The organism is Pedobacter sp. WC2423, from assembly GCF_040822065.1.
GTDB lineage: Bacteria > Bacteroidota > Bacteroidia > Sphingobacteriales > Sphingobacteriaceae > Pedobacter.
This window is the reverse complement of the sequence record NZ_CP162005.1, coordinates 4,122,707-4,138,155: the sequence shown is the minus strand read 5'-3', so window position 1 is coordinate 4,138,155 and position 15,449 is coordinate 4,122,707. Positions and strand designations below refer to the sequence as shown.

The following is a 15,449-nucleotide window of genomic DNA, read 5'->3' as shown; positions in this document are numbered from 1 at the left end:
GTCTTATCATTTAATAAGACAAAGAAATACAGAGTCTGCGCAGTCTATTTGCGCAGTAAAAAATAATTCATAAATTCATCAAAATAATTTTCTTTCGATGCCAGTAAACCGTAATGCCCTCATCCGCTACCGTACGCTTGATCAGTGTCTGCAGAACAGATTTAAGAAATGGACACTTGAAGATCTGATTGAAGCCTGTAGTAATTCATTATATGAATACCAGGGAATTAATACTGGGGTTAGCCGAAGAACCATACAGGCTGACCTGGAAATGATGCGCAGCAATAAGCTGGGTTATGAAGCGCCTATCGTGGTGGTTGACAAGAAGTATTATACCTATAGCGATAAAGACTACAGCATAACCAATAGCCCACTAAATCATCAGGACATGCAGGTATTGACCGAAGTATCGGATTTATTAAAGCAATTTAAGGGTCTCAGCCACTTTACTGATCTCAATGAAATGGTGAGTAAACTGGAAGACAAGATTCATTCTCAGAAGACGCACAGCACGCCTGTAGTAGATTTTGAAAAGAATAATAACCTCAAGGGTTTGGAATGGATTGAGGTAATACGCAAAGCCATAGTTGCGAAGAAAACGATATGTATCACCTATCGATCTTTCAAAGCAAGACAGGCAAGTACATTTTGCTTTAGCGGATATCTGCTCAAAGAATACCGTAACAGGTGGTTTATATTAGGAATGCGGCACGAGCGAAACCCCAAGATCATGAACCTCGCTTTGGATAGGATAGAGACGATCGAAGAACACGAAGAGGAATACCGAGAAAACAAAACCCTTGACCTAGCTACTTATTATAATAATTGTATAGGCGTAACTAAATCGCCCGAACAGCGTGATTCTGAGGTTATATTTTGGGTGGAGGATGATAATGCTCCTTATGTAATAACTAAGCCACTGCACCATACACAAAAGTTGCTAAGAGCAGATGCTGATGGAAAAATATTTAGTATTAGAGTGATATTGAACTTTGAATTGGAGAGAGAGCTATTGGGTTTTGGTGCTAAAATACGGGTATTAGCACCGAGGATTTTGGTTAAACAGATTAAAACACAGCTGAACAAGACCCTGGGAAGGTATGAGATAATAGAAGACGAGAACCAGGAATTTTAGATGGCTAACAAATTCAGTATATCTTTTCATTTAGAATTACAACCTTAACTTTAAGAATAGATAAAATAACATCCATTATCAGGCAAATGAGTTAAATCAGTAAATAACCAATTGCAAAGCCATAAGAAATTAAAACTAAAAAGCTCAGTAGTTTTGGGTACTACCGAGCTTTTGTGGTCCCGACGAGAATCGAACTCATATCTAAAGTTTAGGAAACTTCTATTCTATCCGTTGAACTACGGGACCTGTACTACCTGATTACGCTTCCACTCGCATGGTTTTGTAAAGGAGACACAAAAGTAAGTTTTCCATCTGAATTTTCAGACATTAAAATCATTCCCTGAGATAAAATACCCTTAATCTCTCTCGGAGCAAGATTGATCAGTAAGCTAACCTGCTGACCAACTACCTCTTCCGGAGTAAAATACTCCGCAATACCTGAAACTACTGTACGCTGATCCAGGCCAGTATCTAAAGTAAGTTTTAACAATTTCTTGGTCTTCTCTACCTTTTCAGCAGCAATTATTGTTGCTACACGGATATCCATCGCACTAAACTGTTCGAAATCTATATTTTCTTTAGCAGGAGCTACCACAACATTAGCAGCTATATTATCGACCTTACTCTGGTTTAACTTATCAATCTGAGCCTGAACGTCAGTATCCTCAACCTTTTCAAACAATAAAGCTGTTTCATTGAGCTGATGATCCGGCTGTAATAAATCTATTTTACCCGCATCTCCCCATAAATGTGTCTCATGGTTCAGCATTCCTCTTAACTTATCTGCCGTAAATGGTAAAAATGGTTCTATTAAAATCTCCAGCGTAGCAACAATCTGCAAACTGATATTTAAAATAGTTCTTACTCTGTCTTCATCGGTTTTAATAACCTTCCATGGCTCAGTTTCAGCCAGGTATTTATTTCCTAAACGCGCCACGTTCATCACCTCAGTCAAAGCCTCTCTGAACCTGTAACTTTCAATAGAAGCACTGATTTTTGAAGGATAGGATGCCAGCTCATCAATCACCTGCTGATCTTGCTCATTTAACGTCATTAGCGCAGGTACCTTGCCCTCAAAATACTTATGAGTCAATACAACCACCCTGTTAATGAAGTTACCTAATACAGCAACTAATTCGTTATTATTTCTTGCCTGGAAGTCTTTCCAGGTAAAATCATTATCCTTGGTTTCAGGGGCAGTTGCGGTCAGAACATAACGCAATACATCCTGCTTATCCTTAAATTCAACAAGATACTCATTCAACCATACCGCCCAATTTTTAGAAGTAGAGATTTTCTGTCCTTCTAAATTCAGGAATTCATTTGCAGGAACATTGTCAGCAAGGATATAATCTCCATGCGCCATTAACATCGCCGGAAAAATAATACAATGGAATACAATATTATCTTTTCCGATGAAATGTACGAGTTTGGTCGAATCGTCTTTCCAGTAATCTTCCCAATTTCCCTCCACTATATTATCCTTGTTCAGATAATATTCATCAGCCTTTGGGTTTCTGCCTTCCGCACCAGCATAACGGAACAATTCTTTTGTTGCTGAGATATAACCAATCGGAGCATCAAACCAAACATATAAAACTTTGCCTTCAGCATCTTTTACAGGAACCTTTACACCCCAGTCCAGATCTCTGGTCATCGCCCTTGGCTGTAAGCCCGCATTTAACCAGCTTTGACACTGACCAGCAACATTTGGTTTCCATTCCTTGTGGCTTTCAATATAAGTCCTTAAATGGTCTTCGTATTTCTCTAACGGTAAAAACCAGTTTTTTGTCTCTCTGCGAACCGGAGGCTCACCAGACAAGGTTGATTTAGGATTAATCAGATCAGTTGCGTTCAGCGTACTTCCGCAATTTTCACACTGATCACCATAAGCATTTTCATTTCCGCATTTCGGACAAGTTCCGGTGATATAACGGTCAGCCAGGAAACTCTGTGCTTTCTCGTCATAATACTGCTCGGTTACTTCTTCGGTAAAAATACCTTTATCGTAAAGAGTTTTAAAGAAATCAGATGCCGTTTCATGGTGCATCTCAGAGGAAGTCCGGTGATAGATATCAAATGACACACCGAACTCTTTAAAAGAATCCCCTATGATTTTATGATACTTATCAACTACAACTTGTGGAGTAACGCCTTCTTTTTTAGCCTTTAATGTAATGGGTACACCATTTTCATCAGAGCCGCAAATAAATTTAACGTCTTTTTTATTAGAACGAAGGTAGCGCACATAAGTATCAGCAGGCAAATAAACACCAGCTAAATGCCCAATATGTACCGGACCATTCGTATAAGGCAACGCCGCCGTAACGGTATATCTTTTTATTTTACTGTTATCCAAAACTATTTTTATTATTTGCTCAAAGATAAGAGTTTTACGGCTGATTAAATAACCACCAGCCCTAAAAAGACAGACGAAAGCGAACTCGTTTTAAAGCCTTATAACAACCTGCTGACTAAAGGCTGTTATAGTATACAATGAGCTTAATCAGATCAGCATCATTCTTCAGGTTCAATTTATTTGAAGCAATAAAGGCGTTGAGTTCTGCTTCCTTTCCCGGCAATTCCCTGAGTACTGATTTTTTATCTTTTGAAATAAAAACAATATTTCCTGCCTGATTAACCAGATAATAATTAGTCGTACCTACCACCGTTTTATCCACAGTAGCGGAATTATATTCTCTTGATGTATTAATCGTTTTAATAGTTTTTTTCAGGAGTTTTGATTTCCCATCAACCATAACCTCATAAAAACTCTTTGCCGAATTAGATTTAACCGCAGGAAATCCGCTTCTGAATACAGTACTATCTGCTATTTCTCCATAAGGAGCCAGCTTGAATTCCTTTACATGATCAACAGCCAAAGCTGTTCCATCTTTTCCTTTAAAAATTACATCGTCATTAATCTGATCATATTTCAGGCTGACCCCTTCATATGTTTTGGCATCAGACATGATAACTTTACCAGTTATCCATTCAGGATTTAGATATGGGGAACCGGAAACATTTTCATATACACTGGTCAATAATGGCCGTCCATTCACATCCTGCATATACATTCCCTGCCCCATAGACTTGAAAGCAGTCAAAAACACGATTACAAAACATAAAGAGATAATCTTTTTCATATTTTTTGATTTATAAGTTAAAGATAAGAAAGGCGTGTATAAAACGGGCCGGTTCCCCCGAAGAAAACCAGCCCGTTTTTTATTTACCGAAAAAAATAGAACCCTTAATTATAACCAGGATTCTGAGTAATGTTCGGATTATTGTTAGTTTCTGTTTGAGGGATTGGACCAATCCTTCTGAAATCAGCATAAGGAATGTTCAAAGCAGCCGTAGGATATACGCTTGACCTTGTAATTGCTCTTTTTAAACGATTCAATGTATGTAACCTGTCACCTTCAAAAGCAAGTTCTTTTCTGCGTTCTACCAGGATATCTTCCAATAATTTTGATCCGGCAGATGCATAAACCAGACCCGGATCGCGTTGCGCAACCAGTGTATTCAGATAGGTTAAAGCTAAAGGCTCATTGTTATTTCCTTTTGCTGCCTCTGCTGCAATTAAATAAACATCAGATACTCTGATCACTTTTTTATCATCTCTGTCATCAGTTACAGATTTAAATTTCGTAACGATATAAGCAGGATTTTCAGCATTAGTTCTTGCTCCGGCTTTAATCAGAGATTTTCTCACATCAGTTGCACTGTATAAATTATATAGCTCAGGAGTACATAATAAATCACCGTACCCATCCTGACTGTACATATAAGCAAGCTCATCAGTAGCCAGGTTTAATACATTATCTGAAACAACTTCAAACAACGTCTCATTTTTTGTTGCTGTCTGAGGTGCTGTTGCTGCCCAGTAATTAACTACATTACCCGAAGCTAAAAGATTAAATCCACTGTTTTTAATCACATCCTCAGCGTAAGTCAAAGCCGTTGGATAATCTCCTTTAAATAATGCCACCTTAGCTTCCAGGCCTCGTGCTGCATATTTTGAAAGGTAACCACTACCTCTGTAAGCAACAGCCATGGTGTATGCTTTATCCAGATCCGCAATGATCTGTGTATAAACTTCACCTACAGTATTACGTTTTGGCTTTAATGTATAGTCAAATGTCAATACAAGCGGAACTCCTTCACTGGCAGGGCTATCTGTATAAGGCCTTGCAAAAAACTGTGCAAGTTCAAAATAGCATAATGCTCTTACTGCATAAGCTTCACCTTTATACTGATCTGTAACTACACTTTTTGCTAAAGGAGAATTAATAATATTATTTGCCTTTAAAATTGTAGTGTACAGATTTGCCCAGATATCGCGATATTCTACGGCAGCCTGTGTCCAGGTATATGCTCCAAAAGTTAAATATCTACCTGAATTTCTTGCAGATACAAATACGTTGTCTGCTGCCAGATCTCCTATTACAGGTATGTTCCTGGCAAAACCATTTGTAGTCGTAGATGCAACAGATGCACCGCCAAAAGCAACAAGAGCTGACCTAAGCGATGAATAAGTACCATTTAAAGCTGCAAGCATGTCCTTTTCATTAGTAATTGCATCTGAAACATTCAGACTGGTATATGGCTTCTGATCCAGAAAGCTCTTCTTGCAGGAATTTAATGTCCCCAGCACGATAAATCCAGCCAGTATAATTGAATTTCTTATATATCTTTTCATTTTTTTTATCCTTTAAATTAGAAACCTACGTTTACTCCAAAAGCAATTGTTTTTGGCATATAAACTGTAAAATTTGTTGAACTGGTTGCAAAAGACTCTGGATCATAAGGCAGATTTTTGTCTCTTACCCATGTATACAAGTTTGATGCTCTGGCATAAACTTTAACACTTGAAACTTTAAGAGAAGCTAACGCTTTTTTAGGTAAATCATAGCCTACAGTAACATCTCTTAATCTAATATAATCACCTTTATATAAGAACCTTGTAGATGTTGCATTAGAACTGTTAGAGTTATTATAAACGTATTTTGGAACGTTAGTAACATCTCCTGCCTTCTGCCATCTATCCATTTGTGCAGCAACTCTGTTAAATGTAGCATTCGCGCCATCCGACTGTGTATAATTAGCCCAGGCATCTCTAATGTAATTACCATAGCTAAAATACAACATTGCTTCTAAACTAAATCCTTTATATTTAAATGCGTTGGTTAAACTTCCAAATCCTTTAGGATCTGCTTGTTTTCCAGTATTTACCTGCTGAGCAGAACCATAGTTACTTGTTGTTGCTGTTTTACTAGCATCTGTATACCATAATGGGTTACCATTTGCCGGATCTACGCCCGCCCATTCTCTCATGAACCACGTAGTTACATTAGAACCGATATCCCTCACTGTTACTCCGGAAATTGCTCTTGTTTGACCATTAGACAATTCCAATAAAACGTTTTTATTGAAAGCGATATTGAATGATACATCCCATCTGAAATCACCCGCAATAACTGGTGCTCCGGAAACAGCAAGCTCTACTCCTCTGTTTCTCATTGATCCAACGTTATTACTGAAAGACGCAAATCCCGATGTCAGAGACAAAGGATCATCCAATAATAATTTTTCAGATTTTCTTGAATAATAGTCTACGTTAAATGCTAGTCTGTTTTTGAAAAAGGCAAGATCAATACCAATATCAAATGGCTTGTTTACTTCCCATGTCAAATTCTGGTTTCCTACCTGAGATGGAGCACTTCCACCAAGACCGCTATAATTATAACTACCTCCAAATGCATATAATGCTCTCCAGTCATAGTTACCAATTCCAGCATTTCCATTTACACCATAAGATGTTCTGATTTTAAACTGGTCTATCCATTTGTATTGTTTAATAAAGTCTTCCTGATCTATATTCCAGCTTCCACCTACAGACCAGAAATTACCATATGCATTGTTAGCGCTGAATCTTGAAGAACCGTCTCTTCTAAAACTTGCTTGTAAAACGTATTTATTTTTATAAGAGATATCTCCTATAGCCAGCATAGAGGCAAAAGTATAATCTTCATTAGAGCCGTTAGCTGTGTTTAAAACTGAGCCCGCTGAAGGAACGTTAAGATCAACGTTAGCTGGTAAACCTGTAGTTATTGCGGTAAGTGTATAACGACTTGATTTTTGAGCTTCATAACCAGCTCTTACGTTTGCGACTAAAGAATGATCAGCCAGCATTGTTGCTGAGTAATTCAATAAGTTAGTTGATACCCAGTTAAAATACCTGGTATAATATCTTGCTGAATTACCTCCTGTATTTCTACCGTCGCCATAAGTTGGATTCCAATAAGAATCCTCTTCCAGCGCATTGTAATCTATACCAATCTTTGAAGTAAATTTCAGATTTGGAAGAATTTTATAAGCAAGATCTGCTCCACCAATTCCTTTAAGAGCACTATATGAGTTTTTATCCAGTTCAATAACTGTCAGTGGATTAAATATTGCACCAGGAGTAAAGTCTGTTGGCGAGTTATTAATACTTCCATCAGCATTACGCGGATTTTGATAAGGATTAAGGAAATAAGCTGCCAGTACAGGATTTCTGAAAGCACCACCTGCTGAAGGGCCACTCTGGCCCGAATTAGATACATTTAAATTAATACCAAAAGATAATCTATCATTGTATTTATGTCTGACATTCACAGCACCTGAGTAACGGTTAAACTCAGAACCTATCACCGTACCTTCCTGCTTGAAATAACCACCTGATATATTAAATTGAGTTTGTTCAGTTCCACCATTTGCAGCAACATTATATTGTTGTTGTCTACCTGTTTGAGTTACTACGCCAAGCCAATCTGTATCAACACCCTGTCTTGCGGCCCCAACAATCGTGTTATCATAATAATTATAAGCTGCATCAAGATTAGGAATAGGAGTTGAACTTACTTTTCCTGCATTAACCAATCCTTCTGCTGTCAGCTCTCTTAACTGAGCAGCATTAAGTGGCTTGTTTACTCCACTCAGGAATGCAGATTTTGCAATTCCATATTCTGCATCAACTCTGATTCTGGTTTTACCAGCTTTACCTGTTTTTGTGGTAATTAAAACTACACCATTAGCCGCTCTTGATCCATAAATTGATGCAGCTGATGCATCTTTCAATACAGTCAGGCTTTCAATATCATTTGGATTAAGTCCGGCAAGTGTATTACTTGTTGTTGCATTACGTGAAATATCACCAGCATTGATAGGGACCCCATCAACAACGTACAATGGCTGATTACTTGCATTTACAGAACTTGTACCACGAATACGAACGTCCTGGCTTGATCCTGGCTGCCCGTTTCCTGAAACTGACATTACGCCTGCAACACGTCCTTGCAGCGCTTTATCAATAGAAACCAGTGGTGTTGCTTCAAGATCTTTGGCTCTTACTACTCCAATAGATCCTGTCTGCGTTCTTTTTGTCTGCTCACTACCATAAGCACCAGTAATAACGACATCTTGTAAAGATTGAATATCACTTTCTAAAGTAATATTAAGGACATCTGAGTTTGCGTTCCTGGTATGAGAAATATACCCCAACGATGAAAATACCAATTCAACTGACCCTTTAGGCACACTTATTGAATATTTACCAGCTGCACCAGTTAGTGAGCCGGTTTTAGTCCCCCTTACCCTTACACTTACGCCGGGTATTGGCAGGCCATCTTCTTTTCCGGTAACAGTACCAGTAATAGTTCGCTGCTGAGCCATTGCAGAAATTGCAAATAGCATCATTACGAACAAACTTTGTAGAAGTTTTTTCATAAAATCTTTGGTTTTTAGTTTAGTTAATTAACCCAATATAGCCGATTAACAGGCAGAAAAGCGGTGAAAATAAACCAAAACAATAATTATGACGCTATAATGACTAAAACGTTAAATCGCAGCACAATAAACTATTAAGCTTGAATAATCATCTTAAAAGGAAACATAGTTGCACTAAACAACATTTAAGTTGATCAATAAAACACTAAAACACTTAATAGATGACAATAAATAATTAATTGTCACGTTTACGGCATTATTTCATGAATAGTATATTTTTATCCGGAATTCAGAAGAAAACATTACAACCAATTGGTATTTATAAAAACCGGTTAATAAGCATAAAAACAAGTTTTGTATTTAAATTATCGCATTTAAAATAATTTATTCAACAAATGCTATGTTAGAAGAAGAAGAATAACCAAAAAAGAAAATACACATATAGCTGTAAATAAGTAGTTACAGTTGTAATTCGCTAATTTTAGCAGCTTAATTACCCAATAATCATGAACACAAAATATCAGGCAAATTGTTTGCTTGCATTACCGTAATTCAAGACTATTTATATTCTTTTGTAAGCGTTTAACAATTCTCTATGAACACTCAACCCTCGTATTTAAAAAAGGGAGACAAGATTGCGATCGTCTGTCCTGCAAATAAATTGAAAAAATCTATTGCCTCTGCAATAGCGCAGTTAGAAGACTGGGGGCTCCAGGTGATCCAGGGAAATAGTATACATGCAGACTATTTTCAATTTGCAGGAGACGATGAATTAAGAGCAGCCGATCTGCAAACATTTCTGGATGATACGGATATAAAAGCAATTCTTGCTGCCAGAGGTGGATATGGGGGTATCCGGATTATTGATCAGTTAGATTTTACCGGATTCAACAAAAGCCCGAAATGGATTGCTGGTTTCAGTGATACAACCGCTTTGCTTTCTCATATTCAGGCCGCATTTCATATTCAAAGCATACACGGACAGATGCCCGCTTCGTTTGAAGCAGGAACACCTTTATCTTTAGAAACACTGAGAAAAGCCCTCTTTGGGGAAGAACTCTATTACACCTATAAAAGTACAACCACAAATCGTCCGGGCCAGGCAGAAGGAGTTTTAATTGGCGGGAACCTGTCGCTCCTGGTCGCAATGCAGGGTTCAGTTTCAGAAATGGACTACGCCGACAAGATTTTGTTTCTGGAAGATGTCGGAGAACATGAATATACCATAGACAGGATGATGCGCATGCTGAAACGCGGAGGAAAATTAGCCCGTTTAAAAGGATTAATTATTGGGGCCTTTAATGAGATCGAACCCCAGGAGATCCCTTTCGGACAGTCCCCGGAAGAGCTCATTATGGATATAGTCCGGGAATACGATTATCCGGTCTGTTTTAACTTTCCTGTCGGCCATATTGCAGACAATAATGCATTGATTGTTGGAAGAACCGCCATAATGAATGCAGACAATAATGAAGTAACATTAGCTTATCTGTAACTATCACTAAAAATTATCTTATAAAAAAAGCGGCTACCTAAATGATAGCCGCTTTTTATAAGATAATTTTGTTGTTTAATTTTTCTTACCCCACCAAACTGGAACGTTCAGCGCTATAATACCCGGGAAGTTTAAGTTACTAACCGATTCACTATTAGGATAAAGCATTCTTCTCGGCCCTACAGTAGTTGATGCCGGTGCCGCTTTTGAAATAATAAGGAAGTCAGGATAACCTGTTCTGCGGTATTCACTCCAGGCCTCAAAGCCCTGGAATCCACACATTGCATAATATTTCTGCGTGATAATTACTTTAACTTTTGCCTCAGTCGAAGCTGCTGCGGTCAAAGCAGTTTGTCCATCTTTTGCAGTAGCAATATAAGTTGCAGCTATAGTAGGATCAGTAATTCCTGTTGCAACAAAACTTGCATTAATTCCTTTGGAGAATAAATCATTAACATCGCCAGTTGCCCATCCTCTTGCTACAGCTTCTGCTTGCAGGAAGTAACTCTCCGAAGCAGACATCAGCTTAACAGGAGCAAGCGCAGATTGCGCATTGTTAGGACTTGCACCTACCAAAGCAGAAGGAGTCGACACAACAGCCGTTGGAAATTGAGCAAAAGTTCCTTGTACCAAAGTTGTAACATTAGTTGTTCCGGCAACTGGAATATAAAGCTGAAGAACCCTCGGGTCATTATTTGCGACAAACTGATTCACAGCTGTTGCACTTGCTACAAGATTCTGTGGTCTGCCTAATCCAACAATTTCACTAAAAAGCGGGTTATCATTACCACCAGTAGTGCTATATTTAATTGATGCATCTTTAGTCAGGAAAACCGGAGTAGTTGCATATAAAGCAGCTATCCCTGCACTAGCTTTAGCAGGATCAATGTTAGTTAACCTTAAATAAGCTCTTAATTTTAAAGTATTCGCGAAAGCTTTCCACTGAGCCATATCACCTTGAAAAACCACATCCTGAGATCCTACAGGTTTAACTGTGTTAGCTACCCCAATCAAAGCAATCCCTTTATCTATATAAGTGAAAATACTATCATAAACAGCAGCCTGAGGAACATACTTAGGCGATAAATTATTCGTTTGTAGTGCATCTCCAACAGGAATATCACCAAATGCATCAGTTGCAAGCTGGAAAGTATAGGCTTTAGTTAAATAAGCAATACCTTTTGCCTGCTCAACGCCACCTACTTTACTATTAATAATTAATTGTGCGTTAATTAATGACTTTGTATAAATACGATTCCATACCTGATCGAAAGCTGTATTTGCATCGTTATAACGCTCAATTGATCTGTATTGACTTGCACTAGGGCCTTGCGTCCAGAATTGACCCCAGATGTTACCGTAAACCTGGAAATAATTTCCTACTATCGTACCAACAGCAACCTGTGAAACCGGCAATAATAAGTTAGGATCAGCAGTACTGGGCCTATTGGGATCCTGATTAACGTCTAAGAATTTTTTACAGCCTGATAAACCTACCACGCCAATAAAAACAAGAAGCAACAACTTCTTAGGGTTTAATATATATTTTGCGCTCATAATGAGTAATTTTTAAAATGAAACTTTTAGATTGATACCATAATTTCTTACAGATGGCTGTGCAGTGAAGTCAAATCCTTGTGCATTTGAAGCACCAGAAGAGTTGATCTCAGGATCTGCATATACGTTTTCTTTAGCTGTCCATAAGAATAAGTTGTTACCATATAATCCTATAGTTAATGCACCAAAAGGACTACGTCTTAATTGATCTTTAGTAAATTGATAAGCAATACTTGCAGAACGTAGTTTAATGTAAGAAGCATCGATTACATTTACACCAGGAGCAACACTACCAGTATAGTAATCTTGTTTATTATAAGTCGCACTAGTATTGACAACTGAAGCACCGTTTTCTATATAAACAGAATTAGGATAGATGACATTCATTCTGTCTCCGCCTGTAATCTCAGCAGCTCCCGCGAAACTTAAGATATCTTTAGTTCTCGAGAAAAATTTACCACCTTGTTTAGTATCAAACAAAACACTTAATGATACTTGTTTGTATTTGAAAGTTGTTCCTAATGAAGCCTGGTAATCTGGATTGTAGCTACCCAGATATTGTGCAGTCTTAGTTTGAAGAGGTAAACCGCTTGATTTACTTACAATAGTTCTGCCTTGAGCATCAGTTTGATTAGTAACCCCATAGAATTCACCGTAAGGTTTGCCAACAGCAGCAACAATACCCATTCCACCAAATCCACCAATAGTAACCTGATCAACACCAGGTAAAAGCGAAACAACTTTACTGTTGTTCTTAGTATAAGTTCCGAAAACTTCCCAGGTGATGTCAGTTGTTTTAATCGGAGTACCTCTTAAACTTAACTCAACACCATTATTTTGAATTTCTCCAGCATTTAACACGCTAAAACCATAACCTGTAGAATTAGGGACTGGAACTGGTAAAATTTGATTCTTAGAGTTATTTTTATAATAACTGAAATCTACTGAGAAACGGTTATCAAAGAAACCTAATTCTGTACCAACCTCAAAAGATGATGTTTTTTCAGGTTTAAGGTTAGCATTTCCAATAGTACTACTAATCATTAAACCAGGTACATTGTTAAAAGGGAAAGTTGTACCACCAAAAGCACTAGTTATATTTCCACGAACATAGTTAGTAGCTAATTGATAAGGATCAGTATCATTACCAACCTGAGCGTAACTTGCACGAACTTTACCATAAGTCAACCAGTCTGAGATTGACGATCCTTTCAACAATTCAGAGAAAACAAATGATCCGCTTACACTAGGATAAAAGAATGAATTATTTTGCGTAGGCAATGTTGAAGACCAGTCATTTCTGGCTGTTGCTTCTAAATAAATTAAGTTTTTGTACGAAAGATTTAAATCCGCATACAAACCAACTAACCTTCTTTTGCTGATCTGGTCAGTAATAATGTTAATAGGCCCATTGCTATTAGCTAAATTATACCATTCAGGAACAACTAAACCAGCCCCATTATTGGTTGCAGTTTGATTGATGTTGCTTGATCTCTGACGGATATTATTACCCAACATTAATGATCCTTCAAAATCATCATTGAATTTATGACGTGCTGTAACCATTAAATCATGTACCAATTCAGTAATATTAAACTGGTCTATTTCGTAAGCTCCAACATTTGATTGTTTATTACCATCCGGATCGTACATATTACCAGTATCGGCAGGAACAAAACTATATTTTGGAGTAATTAGTCTGCGTCGGTCTGAATACGTATCCACACCAACTCTTTCCTTTACGTCTAACCAGGCCGTAGGCTTGTAACCAATATTGAAATTTCCAGTTACACGGCTGATATTATCCGTATTTTGAAAACTCTGCAAAACATAGTATGGATTTAGCGTATAAGCACCATAATAACCATACGTATTATCACGACGTACGCCATCTGCACCTGTATAGCCGAAACTATTGTATTTATTACTCAAATCACTTAAGCTACTCAAAGGAATATCTCTTGGTGTCTGATATACGTTATTCAGTACTGAAGAAGCACCTTGTCCACCACCAATATTGTTACTGGCTACATTGGTGTAATTGAAGTTAATACCTGCTGAAAATTTATTGCTGAAATCAGTATTACCATTAAATCTTACACCATACTTATTATAAGTATCACTTTTTCCTGGAAAAACTCCGTCAGAGTTCAACGAATTTAAACCTAAATAGAAAGTAGATTTATCAGTACCACCAGAAAAGCTCAGGTTATTATCTGTTGCAAATCCCGTTCTAAAGAAATCTCTAACGTTATCTTTAATTGCTGAATAAGCCTTCTGCTGACGAACACCGTCAATTTGTTGTCCCCAAGGCTGTACAGTTCCTGTAAAAGGAGCTCCCCAGCTACCATTTTCTCTTGGATCATTTACATACTGTTGAACTCCATTAGTAACCTTAGGATTACCATCATCATCAGTTGCATAATAACCTTGTCCGTATTGATTCTGGAATTTAGGTAATTTTAAAATTGAAGAGAAGGTATTGGAAGTATTAAAAGTAATAGAAGTTTTATTATCACCTTTAGCACCACTTTTTGTGGTGATAATTAAAGCACCATTAGATGCACGTGCTCCATAAAGAGCTGCCGCAGCCGGCCCTTTTAATACAGTTACGGAAGCGATGTCATCAGGAGCAATATCATTTCCCCTGTTACCAAAGTCAACACTTGATCTGTCATCACCACTACCAGCTGCACTACCACCAGTTACACTAGAGTTATCGACAGGCACACCGTCAATAACAATCAGCGCCTGGTTATTTCCGTTAATTGAAGATCCACCACGAAGTACAATACGCGATGAACTACCTGGAGTATTTGAACTTGAAGTAATGTTTACCCCAGCTACTTTACCAGTTAAAGAAGTAATCGCGCTTGGATTCCCACCTGATGTCAATTCATCGTTTTTGATCGTTGGTGCTGAATAACCTAATGTTCTCTTTTCTCTCTTGATCGAGTTTGCTGTAACAACAACTTCACTTAATGATTTCGTATCAGCTGCAAGGCTAACACTAATTACATTACCGGCTTTAATTTCAACAACTTGATTAAGATACCCTAGTGAACTAAATTCAAGGCCTGTAGCTCCTGCTGGAACTTTGATTGCGTACTTTCCGTCAGCTCCAGATTGAGCTCCACCTTGAGCTCCTCTGATTTTTACACTGACACCAGGAATGGGTTGCCCGTCATCCTTTCCTGTCACAGTACCAGTTATTGTTCTGTCCTGCGCCATTGCAGCTACTGCAACGCATAAGAACATGACCAAACTTAGTATAAGTTTTTTCATAAAAAATTAATTATAGGTTGTTAATGAGTTAATAAGGTTCTAAGATAACCTAAAATATCATATCTTTTATTTTTCCACTCTAATTTTGAGTGTTGTAACACAAAAATCATATGATATCTAATTTTTTGAATAAAAGGTTTATTCATAGTAGAATCGGCGTTTTTCAACAACTGATTTACTGGACTTCGGACAAGAAAGAAAGTTTTG

8 protein-coding genes and 1 tRNA gene are annotated in these 15,449 nt (G+C 37.7%); 2 read left to right on the top strand and 7 right to left on the bottom strand.

Annotation, left to right across the window (positions count from 1 at the left end):
* Positions 1-97: 97 nt before the first annotated feature.
* On the top strand, positions 98-1,135 hold the full coding sequence (locus tag AB3G38_RS17205; protein WP_367865059.1) for a helix-turn-helix transcriptional regulator: 1,038 nt from the start codon (positions 98-100) through the stop codon (positions 1,133-1,135).
* Between the two features lie 174 nt (positions 1,136-1,309).
* Here AB3G38_RS17205 and AB3G38_RS17200 read toward each other — a convergent pair.
* The 5 genes from AB3G38_RS17200 to AB3G38_RS17180 all read right to left on the bottom strand — a co-directional run bounded on the left by AB3G38_RS17200 (position 1,310) and on the right by AB3G38_RS17180 (position 8,905).
* A tRNA-Arg gene (locus tag AB3G38_RS17200) sits at positions 1,310-1,381 on the bottom strand.
* Between the two features lie 4 nt (positions 1,382-1,385).
* Complete coding sequence (metG, locus tag AB3G38_RS17195; RefSeq protein WP_367865058.1) at positions 1,386-3,494, bottom strand: methionine--tRNA ligase; 2,109 nt, start codon at positions 3,492-3,494, stop codon at positions 1,386-1,388.
* Positions 3,495-3,609: 115 nt separating this feature from the next.
* Positions 3,610-4,281 carry a hypothetical protein gene (locus AB3G38_RS17190; RefSeq protein ID WP_367865057.1) on the bottom strand — a complete coding sequence of 224 codons (672 nt, stop codon included), beginning with the start codon at positions 4,279-4,281 and terminating at the stop codon, positions 3,610-3,612.
* Between the two features lie 104 nt (positions 4,282-4,385).
* On the bottom strand, positions 4,386-5,837 hold the full coding sequence (locus AB3G38_RS17185; RefSeq protein ID WP_367865056.1) for a RagB/SusD family nutrient uptake outer membrane protein: 1,452 nt from the start codon (positions 5,835-5,837) through the stop codon (positions 4,386-4,388).
* Positions 5,838-5,854: 17 nt separating this feature from the next.
* The gene (locus AB3G38_RS17180) at positions 5,855-8,905 is read right to left on the bottom strand and encodes a SusC/RagA family TonB-linked outer membrane protein (RefSeq protein ID WP_367865055.1); all 3,051 of its coding nucleotides are present in this window, start codon (positions 8,903-8,905) and stop codon (positions 5,855-5,857) included.
* Positions 8,906-9,500: 595 nt separating this feature from the next.
* Between AB3G38_RS17180 and AB3G38_RS17175 the strand changes: the two genes are divergently transcribed.
* Positions 9,501-10,400, top strand: coding sequence for an LD-carboxypeptidase (locus AB3G38_RS17175; protein WP_367865054.1), 900 nt, complete (start codon positions 9,501-9,503; stop codon positions 10,398-10,400).
* Positions 10,401-10,475: 75 nt separating this feature from the next.
* On the opposite strand, the gene AB3G38_RS17170 is transcribed toward AB3G38_RS17175, so the two are convergent.
* Positions 10,476-11,957, bottom strand: a complete 1,482-nt coding sequence (locus AB3G38_RS17170; protein ID WP_367865053.1) for a SusD/RagB family nutrient-binding outer membrane lipoprotein — start codon at positions 11,955-11,957, stop codon at positions 10,476-10,478.
* Positions 11,958-11,969: 12 nt separating this feature from the next.
* Positions 11,970-15,242, bottom strand: coding sequence for a SusC/RagA family TonB-linked outer membrane protein (locus AB3G38_RS17165; RefSeq protein ID WP_367865052.1), 3,273 nt, complete (start codon positions 15,240-15,242; stop codon positions 11,970-11,972).
* Between the last annotated feature and the right edge of the window lie 207 nt (positions 15,243-15,449).

What these genes read in the sequence shown, in the direction of transcription:
- AB3G38_RS17175 (WP_367865054.1), top strand. Translation starts at nt 9,501, where the DNA reads ATGAACACTCAACCCTCGTATTTAAAAAAGGGAGACAAGATTGCGATC.
- AB3G38_RS17180 (WP_367865055.1), bottom strand. Translation starts at nt 8,905, where the DNA reads ATGAAAAAACTTCTACAAAGTTTGTTCGTAATGATGCTATTTGCAATT.
- AB3G38_RS17170 (WP_367865053.1), bottom strand. Translation starts at nt 11,957, where the DNA reads ATGAGCGCAAAATATATATTAAACCCTAAGAAGTTGTTGCTTCTTGTT.
- AB3G38_RS17205 (WP_367865059.1), top strand. Translation starts at nt 98, where the DNA reads ATGCCAGTAAACCGTAATGCCCTCATCCGCTACCGTACGCTTGATCAG.
- AB3G38_RS17190 (WP_367865057.1), bottom strand. Translation starts at nt 4,281, where the DNA reads ATGAAAAAGATTATCTCTTTATGTTTTGTAATCGTGTTTTTGACTGCT.
- AB3G38_RS17165 (WP_367865052.1), bottom strand. Translation starts at nt 15,242, where the DNA reads ATGAAAAAACTTATACTAAGTTTGGTCATGTTCTTATGCGTTGCAGTA.
- AB3G38_RS17185 (WP_367865056.1), bottom strand. Translation starts at nt 5,837, where the DNA reads ATGAAAAGATATATAAGAAATTCAATTATACTGGCTGGATTTATCGTG.